Here is an 18,288-nt window from a genome sequence, read left to right on the forward strand (position 1 = left end):
CGGTTCTCGCGGCGATGCGAAGCATCGTCCGCTACGCCCGCTTCGGCGGGCTCCTCACCATGAGGGTTTGATATCTCGCCGCGAAACGCGACCTCATCCTGAGGGCCCGCCGTAGGCGGGCGTCTCGAAGGATGGCCGCACGTGAGCTTCCCGCCACGTTCATATGCGATAGCCGTCGGGGGCGGGGGTGTCAGATCCGGTCATTCTCCGGTGCGATCCCAAGGCGCCGGACGATCTCGGCGCCCACGGCGCGGGCTTCGAGCCTTGAGCCGATGCGGGGGCTGCGAAACCTCTGTCCGGAGTGCGTTCGGATCACGACGATACAGTGCTCGTCCTCGGACCGGCCGCGGCGCTCGACCATGATCGTCTTCACGTCGCGCCCCTCGATATAGTCCGTGCACGGCTTGCCGTCGCCCCACAGGCGCTCGACGCGGATATCGCCTTGCCGGACGATCCAGAACGCGCCGGTTACGAGGTTGGCGTATTTGTGCACGGCGAACGCGGCGATCGCGCCAATCGGCAGGAGCATGATGTCGATCGGGCCCGGCGACAGGCCACGCCAGAGCTTGTAGGCGTAGGGAACGGCGCACATCGCGACGGCGATCAGTGCAACGATCCGGATGTCCCTTGCGGAAAACGGCTCGAGCGGCTCGCCGAGATGCATCTCGGGATTGCTGGCATCGAGCGGATTGACCGGTGCTTCGACGTTGGGAACGCCGAACTGTTCGGCGATCCGGGCCACCGTTTCGCGAACATGCGTGACATCGGAGATCGGCGGGGAGGTCAGGCGCTCCCCCGAGGCCAGCGTGAAGGCCAGGTGGAAGCGGGCTTTCGCCCTCTTGCTGCCGGGAACTTGCAGTCCGGTGATGTCGTCTCTTGTGACGATCCTCGTGCGAAGCTTCCCGAAAGGGCGTTGTTGCCCGATCAGGATCTCGTTTGGTGTGATGATCCACACCACCGCCGGCGCCAGCATGATGCCGCCGACGAACGCTGCTCCCAGCAGGAGCGCGACCACGGATATGATCACCTCCAGGGTGTCGTGCGTGAACAGGCCGGGCGTAAAGCAGAGTGCGACGGCGGCCGCAAAGCCGGACATGACCAGCCGCTGCGCGATCGAGGAGCCTTCACGAAGGCGAATGTCGTTGGTCGCGTCGTCCATTGCGGGCGGCTGATTTCGTCGCCCGCGAAACTCCACGGACGGGTCCGTGGAGTCAAGCCGCAACGGCGACAAGTGAAACCAGCCGCGCGATCTCCGTGCGGGATCAGCTGTTGGCGCTCAGCAGCCGGCCGACGGTGCGGTCGATCTCGTCGTAGCGGCCTTCGCCCTCGTGCTGGAAGACGATCTTGCCGTTCTGGTCGATGATGTACTGCGCCGGCCAATACTGGTTCCGATACGCATTCCAGGTCCTGGAATCGTTGTCTTGCGCCACCGGGTAGGTGATGCCATGGCGCTTCAGCGCGGCCTGCAGATTGGAGGCCGAGCGCTCAAACGGAAATTCCGGCGTGTGCACGCCGACCACGACGAGCCCCTTGTCCTTGTACTTGGCATAGAGGTCGGTGACGTGCGGCAGCGTGTTGACGCAGTTGACGCAGCCATAGGTCCAGAAGTCGACCAGCACGACCTTGCCCCGCAGGTCCGCGATGCTCAGCGGCTTGGAGTTGAACCAGTTGCTGATGCCGGCGAAGTCGGGCGCGGTCTGCTGGCTTGCGGCGGCGGTGACAACAGGCACGGCGCGTGCGGCCTCGTCGCAGATGCCGGGGATGACGGCGCCGGTCACGGCGATGCCGATCAGCGCGGCGGAGACAGTGAGCAGTTTGAAAGTCATGGAAGCGTCCTCCGGTGAAGATGAGGGATGGTCACAGGCCGATCTGGCCGGTGGGATAGAATCCGGTGAGCCACGCCACGATCAGCGTGTCGTATTGGAAGTAGGCGGCAACCGCGAACGCGATCACGACGACGCCAAAGCCCTGCTGCAGGCGCGGCGAGATGCGCGCGAGGCTGCGCACGCGCGTGGTCGCGGCCTGCCCGCCATAGGCGATCGCCAGCATCGGGATGGCTGCGCCGATGGCGTAGGCGACCAGCAGCGTGCCGGCCCAGGCGAGATTCTTCGAGGTCGCAACCAGGGTCAGGATCGAGCCGAGCACCGGGCCCGCGCAGGGCGTCCAGACCAGGCCCAGCGTGGTGCCGAGCACGAGACCGCCGAGCGCGCCCTCGCGCTGCGCGCCACTTGCTGCGCCGAGATCGAACCAGCCGTTGAGGCGGATCGACAGCCACTCGAACGGTGCCGGCCACAGCATCAACAGGCCGAAGCCGAGCAGCAGGATCGAAGCCGCCGAGCGCAGCACGTTCGGATCGAAATCGAACAGCCGCGTGACGGCACCGAGCAGAAGCGCGGCCGCCGAGAACGAGATGACGAAGCCGAGCGCGATCATCGCCGGGCGCAGATTTCCGGCGCGCCCGATCGACGCGCCGAGCAGGATCGGCAGCATCGGCAGTGTGCAGGGCGCGGCGATGGTGAGGACGCCGGCAAGGCCGGCAAAGATCAGGTCGAGCATGGGGCACTCGTGATGGAGGTCACGAGGTTGTTTCGAGCCGGATGCACCGGACGTTACGCAGCGTCACACGTTTGTGACGGAGCGGCTGTTTCGCCGGAAGTAGCGAGTGACATTGCGTGGGAGCAGCTGCTGACCGCGCGGATGGTGCCGCTCCCTCCCCCCTTGCGGGGGAGGGCTGGGGAGAGGGGTGGCCCAGGAAATGGTCAGTGATGGAAATAGGCCTGACCCCAAACACAAAACGACCCGGAGGGGGGCATCCCGTCCGGGTCGTTGGAGGTCCTTGGGAGGTTTAACGAAAACCCTATGCGAGCTTTATAGGAGGGAAGTTTTTCCGCCTGATGTTGTGCTTTGTTTCAATTGTTTCGTCGGCGGTAACACTTCCGTGTCCGGGAAAGGGCCAAGAAGTAAGTCCTATCCCATTGAAATCCTGAGCTTTAGGCGGCGAAGCGATCGACGCCAGCACCTCTAAGCAGATCGGCCAGCTGCTTGCGGGCATAGAACATCCGCGTCTTCACCGTGCTCTGGGGGATGCCGATGATCTGCCCGACCTCCTCCACCGACTTCTCATGGTAGTAGACGAGGTTGATGATCTCGCGATGCGCGGGTGACAGCTTGGCGACGCAGGCGCGCAGGATCGCGCTGGTGTCGTTGCGGTCGAGCGAGCTCTCCGGCGTATCGGAATCGTCGGGAATCTGGCGCACGTCCTCCTGGTCGATGTCCTCGAAGCGGCGCTGGCGCATCGCGGTCAGCGCCTTGAAGCGGGCGATCGAGAGCAGCCAGGTCGAGACCTGCGAACGGCCCTGGAATTGGCCGGCGGTCCGCCACACGTCGAGGAACACCTGACTGACGAGGTCTTCCGCCGTGGTGCCGTCGCGCACGATGCGCAGGATGAATCGGTAAACCCGCACATTGTGCCGGCAATAGAGGATGTGCATGGCCGTCCGGTTGCCGTCGGCAATGCTTTCCAGAAGCATGTCGTCCGAAGTCGCCTGAGCGGCAATGATGCCCTGGCTGGCCTGGGCGTTGATGGCGATGACGTTCGGCATTGACTTGCTCCCCGTAGCGCCGCAACCGAGCGGCGTTTCCTTGGACCAAAGTGTTAATGAGCCAACGTTTCGGGACGTCTGCACGAAAAGCGGAAAATGGTTTCGTGCGCTGCTGAATTGTTTCGTCGGACAAGTTGCGACGAAACATTCGGAGCAAAAAATCGTGGAATTTCAATGTGCGGACAATACGGTACTGGCGACTTGGACTAGACGGAACGAATTTCGGGCTGCCGCGTTCGGTCGCGCCACACACTCCACTGTTGCCGCGCGACTGTTGCCGCGCGCCTACGCCTTCTCGCGGCCGGCGAGAACAGATAGCCGCCGCCGCGGATGGTGCGGATCACGGCGGGCTTGGCCGGGTCGGGCTCGATCTTGCGGCGGATGCGCATGATGCGGAGGTCGACGGCGCGGTCGAAGGCTTCGGCGTCGCGCGCATTGGCCAGTTCGAGCAGGCGCTCGCGCGACAGCACGCGCTTCGGATTGGCCGCAAACACCTTCAGCAACCCGAACTCGGACGCGGTCAGCGGATGCTCGTTGCCCTCGTCGTCGCGCAGCGCCTGCGCTTCGAGATCGAGCCATTTGGTGCCGAAGCGGACAAGCTGATCCTTGTCGGATTTCGCAGCCGCAGCTTCCGGCGCGGTGGCCCTGGCCGGCGCACTTCGCCGCAGCACCGAGCGGATGCGCGCCATCAGCTCGCGCAGCTCACAGGGTTTTGCGACGTAATCGTCGGCGCCGAGCTCGAGTCCGACGACGCGATCGATCGGACTAGCGGTCGCCGTCAGCATGATCACCGGCACGTTGATGCGGCTCTTGAGGTCGCGGATGATCGAGAGCCCGTCTTCCTCGGGCATGTTGAGGTCGAGCACGACGAGATCGGGCATGCTGCCCCGGATCGCGGCGCGCAAGGACTTGCCGCCGTCGCACAGCGTCACGGTGAAGCCGTGCATCTTGAGGTAATCGCCGACCATCTCCCTCGCAGGAGCCTCATCGTCGACAATCATGATGTGCTGGCTTTGGGTCATATCACTCAGATCTCTGCACTGGGATCATGGCAGGTCGGTCGCGGGCAGCGTGATGGTGAAGGTCGATCCCTTGCCGGGGCCGTCGCTCTCGGCAGTGATCTCGCCTCCATGCATGTCGATAATACGCTTGACGATGGAAAGCCCAAGCCCCGTCGAGCTCTCGCCGGCGGTCGGCTTGGCCGAGAGCCGCTGGAACCGGCCGAACAGGCGGCCGATATCTTCCGGCGACAGGCCGGCGCCCTCGTCGCTGACACGGACGATGGTGTCGTTGCTCTCATGCGTGACGGCAACGCCGATCTTGCCGCCGATCGGGCTGTATTTGATGGCGTTGCTGATGAGATTGTCGATCGCTTCCCGGATGCGGTCGGTGTCGCACATGGTGACGATGTTGGGCGGCGCGGTGACGCTGATCGCCTGCTGCTTGTTGACGGCGAGCGGCTGGTTGGCCTCGGCGACCTCTTTCGCCAGGGCCGCGACGTCGACAGGCTCGCGGCGGATGGTGATGTCGAAGGCGTCGGCCATCGCGTCCGAGATCAGATGGTCGACCATCGTGGTCAGGCGCTTGGTGGCGTCGCGGATGTGGTCGACCTGGGAGACCACGCCGCTCGACGACGCGCCGGTCGAGATCAGCTCCTTCAGCATCTCGGTGCGGCCGAGGATGACGCCGAGCGGGTTCTTCAGGTCGTGCGCGACGGTGCCCAGGATCTCGTTCTTGAAGCCGTTGGCGCGCTGCAGCCGCAGCCATTGCGCGGAGAGGCGGCGGTTGGCCTGCATCAAGGCGCGGGTGCGCTGGGCGACGCGGTCCTCGAGCTGGGTGTTGGCGTCCTGGAGCTGCTGATAGAGGATCACGTTGTCGAACGCGATCGAGAGCCGGCTGGAGAAGATCTCGACCAGCGAGCGGTCGGTTTCCGACAGCTCGCGCTCGGCCTGGAGCAGCACCACGACCTCGCGACCGCTGCCGGTGCGCAGATAGATCACGCTGCGATGGTCGGCGAATTCGTTCTTGCGGCGCTGGAAGGCGGCTTCGACCAGCTCGCGCAGATCCGGATCGAGCGCCCGTGACGAGGTCGTGCCGATGAAGCGGCTGTAGCAGCCGCTGCAGGCGAGCACCGAGAGTTCAGGGTCTACGCCGCCATTGTCGCGTAAAACCAGTATACCGGCGCAATCGACATTGAGCAGCGAGGCGAGCTGGGTCAGCACACCCTCGGCGAGCCGCTGCATCGACTTGAAGTCGTACAGCGTCGAGGCCGCATCGATGATGATCTCGAGCCCGCGGCGGGTCTGCACCATGCGCTCGAGCTGCTGATGGGAGCGCAGCGCCGCGGTCAGCGAGGTAAACAGCTTGTCGGCGGTGAGCTCGGTCTTGGCCTTGTAGTCGTTGATGTCGTACTGCACGATCACGCGCCGCTCGGGCGCCTGGCCCGGCTGGCCGGTGCGCAGGATAATGCGCACGGTCTCGTTCTTGATCTCGTTGCGGATGAACTCGACCAGCTCGAGCCCGGCGACGTCGGTCTCCATGATGACGTCGAGCAGCACGGCGGCGATGTCGCTGTGCTCGGCCATCAGCCTGCGACCTTCTGCCGCGGAATAGGCCGAGAGGATCTCCAGGCTCTGGCCGTTGAGACTGTAGTCGGACAGCGCAAAGCGCGTGCCGTCATGCACGGCCGGATCGTCGTCGATAACGGCGATCTTCCATTTCCGGGCGTTGGTATCCTCCGACGCGGCGCCGGTGTCGTCGATCAGGTGGAGGACATCGTCCTGTTCGGCCATTGAGAAGTCCCGTCAGTCTCTGTGCTTTGCGCGCCGCCCTTGGCGATCCGGGGCATGATAATGCGAAATGTGGTGCCTTGTCCCAGCTTGGATTCCAGCATCATCCGCCCGCCGAGCTGCTGGGTCACCAGATTATAGACGATATGGAGGCCGAGACCGGTGCCGCCTTCGTTGCGCCGCGTGGTAAAGAAAGGGTCAAAGGCCTGGCGCTGCACGTCGGGGGTCATGCCTGCCCCATCATCGGTGAAGATGATCTCGATGTCGTCGGTCCCGCGCGGCCGCGCCGAGATCGTGATCGTGCCCGCGCGCCCGTCGGCGAAGGCGTGGTTGGCGGCGTTGAGGAAGAGGTTGGTCAGGATCTGGCCGTAGGAGCCGGGATAGCCGTCGAGCAGGAGCCCCTCGGGCACGTCGACTTGAAGCGTGATCGGCGATCGCTTCAGCACGGGACGCAGGCTCGCGATGATCTGGTCGGTGGCTTCGCTGAGTGAGAATTGCCGCCGCTCGGCATGCGAGCGGTCGACCGCAACCTGCTTGAACGACTGGATCAACTCGCCGGCGCGCTGGAGATTGGCGACGAGCTGCTGCGAGGCATCGCGCGAGGACTGAACGAACTCCTCGAGCTGCGAGCGGCGCAAGCCGCCTTCGCCCTTGAGCTGGGCCTCGAAGATCTCGGTGCGCCGGGCAAAGCTGGACGCAACGGTCAGGCTGATGCCGATCGGGTTGTTGACCTCGTGCGCGACGCCGGCGACGAGGCCGCCGAGCGCGGCGAGCCTCTCCGCATCGATCAGATTCTGCTGCGCCGTGTTGAGCTCGAGCAGCGCGCTCTCGGCCTTCTCCTTGGACGCGCGCAGCTCGTCCTCGGTCTGGCGCTTGGCGATCGCGTTCTCGCGGAATACTTCCACCGCGCGCGCCATGGCGCCGACCTCGTCGCGCGCCTTCGTGCCCTGCACCTCGCGGTCGAGGTTGCCGAGCGTGATCGCGCGCATCGCGGCCATGATCTGCTGCAGCGGCAGCCGGATCGACAGCGCGATCAGCACGCCGGCGGAGAGGATGATGCCGAGGAAGATCACGGCGATCGAGAGCACGCGCCGCGAAATATTCGCCAGCGTGCGGTCGAAAGTCTCCTGCGCCTTCTGCTCGCGCTGGCGCATCTTGGTGGAGAGATCGTCGATGGCGCCGATCGCCTCGGCCTGGCTCGCGTCGATGGTATTGCGCAGCAGTTCGGTGCGGTTCGTGAGCTGCTCGGAGAGCTTTGCGAAGCCCTCGCGCAGCGCCATGGTGCGGGCGCCCAGCCGTTGCAGCGCCATGCGCTGGAGATCGTTGTCGGCGAGATCGATCATGACCGGAATGGTCGTCTCGATCGTCTCGGTGTTGCGGCGCGCATCGTCCGCCGCGCCCGGCGACAGCGACAGATAGTAGGAATTGGCCGCGACCAGCATCGCGGTGAAGGCCTCGCGGGATTTGCCGAGCGACGGCCAGATCAGCGCGTCGCGATGTCCGGTGGCGCCTTCGATGATGGAATAGAGGCCAGCCATGTCCTTGGCCGGGCCCTGCACCTGCTCCTCATAGGTCTTGGCGATGGTGGCCTGCACGCTGCGCAATTCGCCGAAGCCGTTGAGGAAGCGGTCGGTGGTGCGCTCGAGCTCCTCGACCGAGCCCGACAGCATCGGGTCCTTGGCGGCACGGTCGGTCAGCGTGCCCAGCACCGCCTCGCGCAGCAGGAGGATCTCGGCGAACAGGTCCGGGCTCGGCTGGTTGATGTAGCGGTGGATAAGGTTCTGCAGCCGCCCGGTCTCGCTTTCGAGCAGCGCCAGGATCCGGTCGGACTCGCGCACCTGGCGCACGTCGTCCCAGGCAGAGCTCAGCACCTGCGTGCCGTTCCAGATGAGCGCCACCAGCACCACCACCACGGCGGAGTTCAGCGCTGCGATCGACAGGATGCGCCAGCGGATCGGCACGGCCCGGAGCACGCCGACGAGCCGCGCGCGCAGCCGCCCGATCGGGCCGCCCTGCCGCTCTGCGTGCTCGCTGTTTCCAGGCGTCGTCAACGAAACTCACTCCACCTTGCGAATGCGTTCGATCAGCGCTGCCGCGGCGGGATTGCGCCCGGCCTTGGCATAGATCGCTGCCATCGCATCCTCGAACGGCTTGCGGTCGACGTTCCTGACGATGGTGACGCCAGCGTCTTCCGCCTTGCGCTGCGACTGTTCCTCGAGGTCGCGCCACTTCTCGCGCATGAATCGGCTGGAGTGCTGCGCGGCCTCCCGGAAGATGGTCTGGTCGTCCGCCGACAGGCTCCGCCAGGCCTTGAGCGAGACCACCAGCACCTCGGGGCTCATCGTGTGCTCGGTGAGCGCAAGGTAGCCGGCGTATTTGTAATGGTCTGTCGTCACGAACGATGGCCAGTTGTTTTCGGCGCCGTCGATCAGATGGTTTGCAAGCCCCGTAAGCACTTGCCCATAGGGCAGCTCCACCGGCTCGGCGCCGAGCGAGCGAATCATTTCGCTCATCAACTCTGACTGTTGCACCCGGATCCGCAACCCCTTGAGGTCGGCGACGCTCTTCACGGGGTGGACGGCATTGTAGATGGACCGGGCACCTGAGTCGTAAAAGGCGAGCCCTACGAAGCCGTAGGGCTCGAAGCTGCCAAGGATCTCGCTGCCGATCGGCCCGTCGAGCACCTTCTGCATGTGCTCGATGGACCGGAACAGGAACGGCATGGCGAGCACGTTCATCGCCGGAACGAAGTTGCCGATCAGCGCCACATTGGTGCGGTTGAGGTCGATCGCACCGGCACGAGTCTGCTCGATCGTTTCCTTCTCCTCGCCGAGCTGGCGGGAGTGAAAAACCTTGATCTCGTGCCGGCCGCCGGTGCGCTCGGCGATCAGGGCGCCCATGTAGCGCAGCGCCTGGACGGTCGGGTAATCCTCGGGCTGGGTGTCAGCGGCGCGGAATTCGCGAGCAAGGGCGGCCGTCGCGCACATCACGAACAGAAGCGCGACGAAAATCACCCCGGTCCGCGAGAGTTCGGCACGGTTCAACACTGGCACACTCAACCCCTCAGTGGTGAAGTCTATGGCGGGGACCAAAAGGTTCAAAGCAATCTAACAAATGATTAAGAGAAGGCCATCCCGGCAGAGGCAGGGCATTCATCTCATCCGCGATAGCCCTGCCGGCAGCGGCGGCACCGATTGTGCGGCGCGGCCGAATCTCATTCCTGCGAATCTCATTCCTGATTGAATCCGCGAAGGCGGCGCTTTAAGCAGGTGAGGGCAAGGATCGCCTTTTGTTCGCGCGAGACGGGATCTTCGATCGTGACTTCAGCATGGCGCCTTTTGCAGATCGTTGCGGCCGCCGCGGCCCTCACATTCACCGCGCAGGCCAGCGCCGCCACCGACATCGCGCTGTGGCACGCCATGTCCGGCGAGCTCGGCCGGCAGCTCGACAAGCTCGTCTCCGATTTCAACACCTCGCAGTCCGATTACCGGATCGTGCCGAGCTACAAGGGCAATTACACCGAGACGGTGACGGCTGCGATCTTCGCCTTCCGCTCGCGCAGCCAGCCCGCCATCGTCCAGGTCAATGAGGTCGCCACCGCCACCATGACCGCGGCCAAGGGTGCGATCTATCCGGTGTTTAGCCTGATGCGGGACCAGGGCGAGCCGTTCTCGCTCAATGATTACCTTCCCGCCGTCTCCGGCTATTACACCGATGCGGCCGGCAATCTGCTGTCTTTCCCGTTCAATTCCTCGACGCCGATCCTCTACTACAACAAGACCATGTTCCGCGATGCGGGCCTCGATCCGGAGCAGCCGCCAAGGACCTGGCCCGAGCTTGGCGTCGCCGCAAAGCGTTTGCGCGAGCGCGGTGCGGTGTGCGGCTTCACCACCTCGTGGCCGTCCTGGATCCATGTCGAGAACCTGTCGGCCTTCCACAATCTGCAGCTTGCGACTCGCGCCAACGGCTTTGCGGGGCTCGATGCCGAGCTGACCATCAACAACCCGGTCGTTGTCAAACACATCGCCCAGCTGGCTGAGTGGCAGAAGACCAAGGTGTTCGACTATAGCGGCCGCGGGCAGTCGGCCGAGCCGCGCTTCCAGAACGGCGAATGCGGCATCTTCATCGGCTCGTCGGCGACGCGTGCCGACATCAAGGCGAATTCGAAGTTCGAGATCGGCTACGGCATGATGCCGTACTGGCCCGATGTGAAGGGCGCGCCGCAGAACTCGATCATCGGCGGTGCCACGCTGTGGGTGCTGCGTGACCGCCCGCGCGAGGAATACAAGGGCGTGGCGCGGTTCTTCGCCTATCTGTCGCAGCCCGGCGTCCAGGCCGCCTGGCACCAGAGCACCGGCTATTTGCCGGTCACCCGCGCCGCCTTCGAGCTCACGCGCGCGCAAGGCTTCTACGAGCGTAATCCGGGTTCGGCGATCTCGTTCGAGGAGATCACGCTGCATGCGCCGACGGAGAATTCGAAGGGCGTCCGGCTCGGCTCCTTCAATCTCATCCGCGGCGCGATCGAGGAAGAACTCGAGCAGGCCTTCGCCGACCAGAAGAGCGCACAGGCCGCGCTCGATTCCGCGGTCGAGCGCGGCAACAAGCTATTGCGCCAGTTCGAGCGCGCCAGCCCGGACCGGTAGGGGCGATGACCAACGCTGCGTTGCCGGCTTTCGCCGACGCGGAAAGCTTTCGCGCCTGGCGTTCCGATCCGCCCCGATGGTTGTCAATCGCGCTCGATATCGCGCGCGAGCACGGCCTCGATATCAGCTCGCCGCACGTGTTTGCGACCGGCACCAATCTCGTGGTCGGGCTCAGTGAGCGCCTGATCCTGAAGATCTTTCCGCCGCGCTCCGCGCGCAATTCGTCTCCGAGCGCGGCTCGCTGATGCAGCTCGCAGGTCGCCTGCATTTGCCGATCCCCGGGATCGTCGCGGAAGGGATGCGCGACGGCTGGCCCTATCTCGTCATCACGCGCCTTGCCGGCACGCTCGGCTCGGAGGTCTGGCCGTCATTGCCGGAAGAGCAGAAGGAGCGCGCCTGCTGCGCCAGATCGGCGAGACCATCGCGGCCGTGCAGCGCGCCCCGCTCGGACCGCTCGCAAGAATCGAGCCGCGCTGGGACGCATTCATGCGCCGGCAGATGGAAGGCTGCCGCGCGCGGCATGAACGTCTCGGCCTCGCGCCAAAATTCCTCGCCGGCCTCGACGATCTCCTGCGCGAGGCCGCCGACCTCATTCCGATGGATGCGCCGCCGGTGATTCTGGTCGGCGAATACATTCCGCAGAATTTTCTGCTCGGCTGCCACGACGGTGAGTGGTCGCTCGCCGGCCTGTTCGACTTCGGCGACGTCCTGGCAGGAAGGTGTGACTACGATCTGCTCGGTCCCAGCGCGTTCATGGCGGCGGGCCGGCCGGGCCGGGTGCGCAGCCTGCTCGAAGGCTTTGGCTATGGGAAGCCGGATTACGCGCTCAAGCGGCGATTGATGGCCTTGATGCTGCTGCACCGCGCCAGCGACCTCAACAGCCACCTCTGTATCGAGGGCTGGCAGCAGCAGGCGAACGATCTCGTCGAGTTGCAGGACCTGATCTGGCCGGGTTGAGCGCTCGCGCTCCGCCCCTCTCCGTCATTCCGGGGCGCCGCGTAGCGGCGAGCCCGGAATCCATTGTCCCGCGCGTTCTGCCGCCCAATGGATTCCGGGCTCGATGCTGCGCATCGCCCCGGAATGACGACGGTACCTATTGGACGGGCGGAGGCAAAATCAGCTCATCTAGTGAGCAATCGCGCCTCTTTGTATGCAATGAACGCCCTGATGGTTCTGGCCCCAGCCTCGCTAAATCAGAAATATCCTCGTTCTATCAGTCTATTACCGTAAGCGCGTGCCTTGGCACGAACCTTGCGAAGTCTGTTCCAGCAAAAAGCCTTGTGTTGGAGCAGTCTCATGAAGCGTCGCGATTTCCTCAAGTCCGTGTCCGGATTGGCCGCCGGCGCGGCGCTTCCGGCGATGCCGTCCGTCATCTCGTCAGCCCGGGCCGACGCGCGCTCCGAAACGCTGTTGATCGTCTCGGAAGGCGGTCCCAACAATCTCGACATCCATGGCGTCGGCACCAACGTGCCCGGCTATGAGGTGTCCTGGAATTGCTACGACCGCCTGATCGGCCATGAGATGAAGAGCGGTCCCGGCGGCGTGCCCTATTACGACCGCGACAAGTTCAAGGGCGAGCTCGCCGAGGACATGAAGATCGACGACATGTCGGTCACCTTCAAGCTGCGCAAGAACGCCAAATTCCACGACGGCACGCCTGTGACCGCCAAGGATGTGAAGTGGTCGCTCGACCGCGCGGTCAGCGTTGGCGGCTTCCCCACCTTCCAGATGAGCGCGGGCTCGTTGACCAAGCCGGAGCAGTTCGTGGTGGTCGACGACTTCACGGTGCGCGTCGATTTCCTGAAGAAGGACAAGCTGACGATCCCCGATCTCGCTGTCATCGTGCCCTGCGTCGTCAACTCGGAACTCGCCAAGAAGAACGCGAGCGAGAAGGATCCCTGGGGGCTCGAATTCACGAAACAGCAGACCGCGGGCTCCGGTGCCTACAAGGTGACGAAGTGGACCGCCGGCACCGAAGTCATCATGGAGCGCAACGACGATTGGGTCTGTGGTCCCTTGCCGAAGATCAAGCGCGTGATCTGGCGCATGGTGCCGCAAGCGGGCAACCGCCGCGCGCTGCTCGAGCGCGGTGACGCCGACATCTCCTACGAGCTGCCGAACAAGGATTTTCAGGAGATGAAGGCGAACGGCAAGCTCAACGTGGTGTCGCTGCCGTTCTCCAACGGCATCCAGTACATCGGCATGAACGTCACCAGGCCACCCTTCGACAACCCTAAGGTACGTCAAGCGGTCGCCTGCGCGCTTCCCTATCAGAAGATCATGGATGCCGTGATGTTCGGGCTGGCGAACCCGATGTTCGGCGCACCTGCGGACAAGCCGACCGAAGTCGCCTGGCCGCAGCCGCACAAATACAACACCGACATGGAAAAGGCGAAGGCGCTGCTGACTGAAGCCGGCTACGCCAACGGATTCGAGACCACGATCTCGTTCGACCTCAACTTCGCCGGCGTCAACGAGCCGCTCTGCGTGCTGGTGCAGGAGTCACTCGCCCAGCTTGGCATCAAGACCACCATCAACAAGGTGCCCGGCGCCAACTGGCGCACCGAGCTCAACAAGAAGGAGATGCCGCTTTTCACCAACGTGTTCTCGGGCTGGCTCGATTACCCCGAGTACTTCTTCTACTGGTGCTATCACGGCAACAATTCCGTCTTCAACACCATGAGCTACAAGTCGGCGGAGATGGACAAGCTCATCGACGGCGCGCGCGCTGCCGCCGCGATCGGCGACACCGCGACCTACGACACTGATGTGAAAGGCTTCGTCGATCTCGCCTACGCCGACATCCCGCGCATCCCGCTGTACCAGCCCTTCGTCAACATCGCGATGCAGAAGAACATCAGCGGATACCAATACTGGTTCCACCGCCGCCTGGATTATCGCGCGATGGCGAAGGGGTGAGCGGTCATGCTGATGGTCGGCGACGCATCGGCATCTGTTGGCTGTGCTGATTTCAGTGAGGTGGGCACCACTCTCTCATTCCCTCCCCCCTTGCGGGGGAGGGGCAGGGAGGCGGGTAGCCACGAACTCAGACCTCGCTTGGGGCCACCCCTCTCCCTAGCCCTCCCCCCGTCGCAAGTCGGGCTTGCCCGACTTGCGCAAACAAAGAATGCGCAACCGAGGTAAACCTCGGTTGCGTGGGGGAGGGAACGCGACGGAGCGCGGGGCTAGTGGCGTGCACAACACGCGCAGGAGCACCACACCATGCTGACCATGATCGGCAAGCGCCTGATGTTCGCGATTCCCTCGCTGATCGGCGTCGTCATCGTCACCTTCCTGCTCACGCGCGCGCTGCCGGGTGATCCTGCTGCGTATTTCGCCGGTCCTGCCGCGACCAAGGAAGCCGTCGGGCAGATCCGCAAGAAACTGGGTTTCGACAAGCCGCTGATCGAGCAGTTCTTCCGCTACACCAACGATCTCGCTCACGGCGATTTCGGCAATTCGCTCACGACAGGTCAGCCGGTCGCGACCGAGATCCGTAACCGCCTGCCGGCCTCCGCCGAGCTGACGCTGCTCGGCCTCATCGTCTCCATCGTCATCGCTATCCCGCTCGGCGTGCTGGCGGCGACGCGACCGGGATCATGGATCGATCATCTCTGCCGGGTGACGACGACAGCGGGCGTCTCGCTACCGGTGTTCTTCACCGGCCTCGTGCTGGTCTACGTTTTCTATTTCCGGCTCGGCTGGTCGCCCGCACCGCTCGGCCGTCTCGACGTGTTCTACAGCGCTCCGCCGACGGTGACCGGCTTCTACCTGATCGACACGCTGATCGCGCGCGACTTCGAGACGTTCCGTTCGGCGCTGAGCCAGCTCATCCTGCCGGCGACGACGCTTGCGATCTTCTCGCTGGCGCCGATCGCGCGCATGACACGCGCCTCGATGCTGGCGGTGCTCGCCTCCGAATTCGTCCGCACGGCGCGCGCCAGCGGCCTGTCACCTTCAACCGTCATTGTCACCTACGCGTTTCGTAACGCGATGCTGCCTGTCATCACCACGCTCAGCATGGTGTTCTCGTTCCTGCTGGGCGCCAACGTGCTGGTGGAGAAGGTGTTTGCCTGGCCCGGCATCGGCTCCTACGCGGTTGAAGCGCTGATCTCGTCGGACTTCGCGCCGGTGCAGGGTTTCGTGCTGACCATGGCGGTCATGTATGTGCTGCTCAATCTCGTGATCGACATTCTCTATGGCGTGATCGATCCGCGCGTGCGGCTGGAAGGGTAGGGAGGAGATGATGAGCTCCGTTGCGACGGCTGTTGAACCGGTCGGTCCCACACGTACCTCGGGGTTCGTCGCGATCCTCGAACAGACCCGCTATGTGCTGGGCGAGAACAAGGTCACGGGCTTTGCCTTCGCGCTCCTGATCCTGATCCTCGTTGCCGCGATCTTCGGTCCCTATGTGGCGCCCTATGATCCGCTCGCCTCCGACACCGCCGCGGCGCTGAAACCGCCGTCGGCGGCGCACTGGTTCGGCACCGATCAGTTGGGACGCGACATCTTCAGCCGCGTCATCGTGGCGACGCGGCTCGATACGTTCATTGCGGTCGCCTCCGTCGTGCTGGTGTTTTTGATGGGCGGCCTCGCCGGCATCGCGGCAGGCTATTTCGGCGGCTGGACCGATCGCATCGTCGGCCGCATCGCCGACACCATCATGGCTTTCCCGCTGTTCGTGCTGGCGATGGGCATCGTCGCTGCGCTCGGCAACACCGTGCAGAACATCATCCTGGCTACGGCCATCGTGAATTTCCCGCTCTATGCCCGCGTTGCGCGCGCCGAAGCCAACGTGCGCCGCAACGCCGGCTTCGTGCAGGCGGCCCGTCTCTCGGGCAACGGCGAATTCCGTATCTTGCTGGTGCACATCCTGCCCAACATCATGCCGATCATGATCGTGCAGATGTCGCTGACCATGGGCTATGCCATCCTCAATGCCGCGGGGCTCTCCTTCATCGGCCTCGGAGTCCGGCCGCCGACCGCCGAATGGGGCATCATGGTCGCCGAAGGCGCCGGCTTCATGGTGTCAGGCGAATGGTGGATCGCGCTGTTCCCGGGCCTCGCTTTGATGATCGCCGTGTTCTGCTTCAACCTCCTCGGCGACGGCCTGCGCGACATCGTCGACCCGCAGCGGAGGACGTGATGATTGTTTCCAGACTGAGCCGCGTCTTCCTTCGCCTCTCCCCGCGTGCGGGGAGAGGCCGGGCCGCGTTAGCGGACCGGGTGAGGGGGGCTCTCCGCGAACTCCCCTGGCAATTGCACGCGCGGATAGAGGCCCCTCAACCTAACCCTCTCCCCGTAAGAACGGGGAGAGGGAATGAGAGAGCTGAGGCCACCTCACGTGCAGATTTCCAGCCGAAATTCTCCAATGATTCCAACCCCATTCTACTGTGCATGGGGTTGTTTTCGACATTTTTGGGTGGGAGCCATTCATGACCGCCCAGCCGCTGCTCGACGTCCAGGACCTCACCGTCGAATTCACCACCCGCCGCGGCATCGTCAAGGCGGTGCAGCACGTCAACATCTCCGTCGCCAAGGGCGAGACGCTCGCCATCGTCGGCGAGTCCGGCTCCGGCAAGTCGGTGACCTCCTACGCGGTGATGCGCATCCTCGACCGCGCCGGCAAGATCGCCGAGGGCTCGGTGATGTTCTCCGGCATCGACGTGAAGGCCGCGACCGAAGCCCAGATGCGCGATTTGCGCGGCCGCGAAGTCTCGATGATCTTCCAGAACCCGCGCGCCGCGCTCAATCCGATTCGAAAAGTGGGCGATCAGATCGAGGACGTGCTGCGCACCCATGTCCAGCAGGCCCAGGTCGCCGATCGCGGCGAGAAGGCGCTTCTAGCGCTGGAGCAGGTCAAGATCGCCCGCCCGCGCGAGCGCTACCACGCCTATCCGTTCGAGCTCTCGGGCGGCACGTGCCAGCGCGTCGTCATCGCGCTCGCGCTCGCCTGCAACCCGCAGCTCCTGATCGCGGACGAGCCGACCACCGGCCTCGACGTCACCACGCAGAAGGCGGTGATGGATTTGATCGTCGAGCTGACCAAGCGCCGCGCGATGTCGACCATCCTGATCACCCATGATCTCGACCTTGCGGCAGCCTATTGCGACCGCGTCGTAGTGATGGAGAAGGGCCGCGTGGTCGAGACGGCAAAGGCGGCCGACATCTTCGCCAATCCGCAGCACCCCTATACGAAGAAGCTGATGCGCGCGACCCCGCGGATCGGCGTGTCGTTGAGAGACTTGCTGCCGGAGGAGGAGGGCGCTTCCTTCGCCTCTCCCCGCACGCGGGGAGAGGCCGACGCACGAAGTGCGGCGGGTGAGGGGGACTCTCCAAGCACTCCGCCCGTGGAGAGTCCCCCCTCACCCCGACCCTCTCCCCGCAAGCGGGGAGAGGGAGAGACCCCTCCTCCTCGTCGAAAAGCTCGTCAAGGAATATCCCCGCCAGGGCGCCACCGCCGTGCTCGGAAAGCTGTTCGGCCGCAAGCCCCCGCCCGAGCCGGACGTGTTCCGCGCGGTCGACGGCATCAGCTTCTCGATCGGCCACGGCGAGAGCGTCGGCCTCGTCGGCGAATCCGGCTGCGGCAAATCGACGACGTCGATGATGGTGATGCGGCTCCTCGACCAGACCTCAGGCCTGATCCAGTTCGATGGCGAGGACATCGGCGGCATCGCGCCGGCAGCGTTTGCCCGGCTGCCACAGCGCAGCCGTATCCAGATGGTGTTCCAGGACCCGACCGACAGCCTCAATCCGCGTTTCACCGCCGCGCGCGCCATCGCCGACCCGCTTCTGCTGCTCGGCGAGATCAGGGGCCGCGACGCGCTCCGCGCCCGCTGCGAGGAGCTGGCCACCATGGTTGGCCTGCCGCTCAACCTGCTCGACCGTTTCCCGCACCAGCTCTCCGGCGGACAGAAGGCCCGCGTCGGCATCGCCCGCGCCATCGCCCTGCACCCCAAGCTCGTCATCCTGGATGAGCCGACGGCGGCGCTGGACGTCTCGGTGCAAGCAGTCGTCCTGAACCTGCTTCAGGACCTCAAGCTGCGCCTGGGGATGAGCTACCTGTTCGTCTCGCATGATTTGAATGTAGTGCGCTTGCTGTGCGATCGTGTCATTGTCATGCAGGCGGGGCGGATCGTCGAAGAGGGGACTTCCGAGAAGGTCCTCAGCGATCCCAAGGACGACTACACCAAGGAACTACTGACGGCGATTCCGCATCCGCCGTTGCCGGTGCACTAAGAGATTGTTTGGGAG

General features: G+C 64.5%; 11 protein-coding genes and 3 pseudogenes. 6 read left to right on the forward strand and 8 right to left on the reverse strand.

Going from position 1 to position 18,288, the window contains the following annotated elements; translation table 11 throughout:
- Nucleotides 1-190 precede the first annotated feature (190 nt).
- From AC630_RS08960 to AC630_RS08995, 8 genes and pseudogenes are all read right to left on the reverse strand, one after another.
- Entirely contained in the window at nt 191-1,159 is a 969-nt protein-coding gene (locus AC630_RS08960) for a hypothetical protein (protein WP_074118111.1), read from the reverse strand.
- 103 nt (nt 1,160-1,262) lie between these two features.
- Nucleotides 1,263-1,826: a thioredoxin family protein gene (locus tag AC630_RS08965; protein WP_074118112.1), complete on the reverse strand. Its 564-nt coding sequence runs from the start codon at nt 1,824-1,826 to the stop codon at nt 1,263-1,265.
- Nucleotides 1,827-1,857: 31 nt separating this feature from the next.
- Complete coding sequence (locus AC630_RS08970) at nt 1,858-2,556, reverse strand: cytochrome c biogenesis CcdA family protein (protein ID WP_074118113.1); 699 nt, start codon at nt 2,554-2,556, stop codon at nt 1,858-1,860.
- 434 nt (nt 2,557-2,990) lie between these two features.
- Nucleotides 2,991-3,602: a sigma-70 family RNA polymerase sigma factor gene (locus AC630_RS08975; RefSeq protein ID WP_074118114.1), complete on the reverse strand. Its 612-nt coding sequence runs from the start codon at nt 3,600-3,602 to the stop codon at nt 2,991-2,993.
- 290 nt (nt 3,603-3,892) lie between these two features.
- A pseudogene (locus AC630_RS08980) lies at nt 3,893-4,624 on the reverse strand (response regulator); the annotation flags it as partial.
- 24 nt (nt 4,625-4,648) lie between these two features.
- Nucleotides 4,649-6,394, reverse strand: a complete 1,746-nt coding sequence (locus AC630_RS08985) for an ATP-binding response regulator (RefSeq protein WP_074118115.1) — start codon at nt 6,392-6,394, stop codon at nt 4,649-4,651.
- On the reverse strand, nt 6,364-8,394 hold the full coding sequence (locus AC630_RS08990; protein ID WP_074118156.1) for a sensor histidine kinase: 2,031 nt from the start codon (nt 8,392-8,394) through the stop codon (nt 6,364-6,366). The genes AC630_RS08985 and AC630_RS08990 overlap by 31 nt, the downstream gene beginning before the upstream one ends.
- Nucleotides 8,395-8,448: 54 nt before the next feature.
- Nucleotides 8,449-9,444: a TRAP transporter substrate-binding protein gene (locus AC630_RS08995; protein WP_074118116.1), complete on the reverse strand. Its 996-nt coding sequence runs from the start codon at nt 9,442-9,444 to the stop codon at nt 8,449-8,451.
- Between the two features lie 264 nt (nt 9,445-9,708).
- On the opposite strand from AC630_RS08995, the gene ugpB reads away from it, so the two are divergent.
- From ugpB to AC630_RS09025, 6 genes and pseudogenes are all read left to right on the forward strand, one after another.
- Nucleotides 9,709-11,034, forward strand: a complete 1,326-nt coding sequence (ugpB, locus tag AC630_RS09000) for a sn-glycerol-3-phosphate ABC transporter substrate-binding protein UgpB (protein ID WP_502691505.1) — start codon at nt 9,709-9,711, stop codon at nt 11,032-11,034.
- Nucleotides 11,035-11,039: 5 nt separating this feature from the next.
- Nucleotides 11,040-11,991 (forward strand): annotated as a pseudogene (locus AC630_RS09005) (aminoglycoside phosphotransferase family protein).
- A 339-nt stretch (nt 11,992-12,330) separates the two neighbouring features.
- Nucleotides 12,331-13,953 carry an ABC transporter substrate-binding protein gene (locus AC630_RS09010; protein ID WP_074118117.1) on the forward strand — a complete coding sequence of 541 codons (1,623 nt, stop codon included), beginning with the start codon at nt 12,331-12,333 and terminating at the stop codon, nt 13,951-13,953.
- Nucleotides 13,954-14,256: 303 nt separating this feature from the next.
- A complete protein-coding gene (locus tag AC630_RS09015; protein ID WP_074118118.1) occupies nt 14,257-15,270 on the forward strand; it encodes an ABC transporter permease in 1,014 nt (337 codons plus the stop codon).
- 10 nt (nt 15,271-15,280) lie between these two features.
- Entirely contained in the window at nt 15,281-16,180 is a 900-nt protein-coding gene (locus tag AC630_RS09020; protein ID WP_074118158.1) for an ABC transporter permease, read from the forward strand.
- A 289-nt stretch (nt 16,181-16,469) separates the two neighbouring features.
- Nucleotides 16,470-18,273 (forward strand): annotated as a pseudogene (locus AC630_RS09025) (dipeptide ABC transporter ATP-binding protein).
- Nucleotides 18,274-18,288: the final 15 nt, after the last annotated feature.

The sequence above is a fragment of the Bradyrhizobium sp. AS23.2 genome, from assembly GCF_001908185.1.
GTDB lineage: Bacteria > Pseudomonadota > Alphaproteobacteria > Rhizobiales > Xanthobacteraceae > Bradyrhizobium.

Excerpts from the sequence above, each read along its gene's own strand:
- AC630_RS09015 (WP_074118118.1), top strand. The coding sequence starts at position 14,257 with ATGCTGACCATGATCGGCAAGCGCCTGATGTTCGCGATTCCCTCGCTG.
- AC630_RS08985 (WP_074118115.1), bottom strand. The coding sequence starts at position 6,394 with ATGGCCGAACAGGACGATGTCCTCCACCTGATCGACGACACCGGCGCC.
- AC630_RS09020 (WP_074118158.1), top strand. The coding sequence starts at position 15,281 with ATGAGCTCCGTTGCGACGGCTGTTGAACCGGTCGGTCCCACACGTACC.
- AC630_RS08970 (WP_074118113.1), bottom strand. The coding sequence starts at position 2,556 with ATGCTCGACCTGATCTTTGCCGGCCTTGCCGGCGTCCTCACCATCGCC.
- AC630_RS08960 (WP_074118111.1), bottom strand. The coding sequence starts at position 1,159 with ATGGACGACGCGACCAACGACATTCGCCTTCGTGAAGGCTCCTCGATC.
- AC630_RS09010 (WP_074118117.1), top strand. The coding sequence starts at position 12,331 with ATGAAGCGTCGCGATTTCCTCAAGTCCGTGTCCGGATTGGCCGCCGGC.
- AC630_RS08965 (WP_074118112.1), bottom strand. The coding sequence starts at position 1,826 with ATGACTTTCAAACTGCTCACTGTCTCCGCCGCGCTGATCGGCATCGCC.
- AC630_RS08975 (WP_074118114.1), bottom strand. The coding sequence starts at position 3,602 with ATGCCGAACGTCATCGCCATCAACGCCCAGGCCAGCCAGGGCATCATT.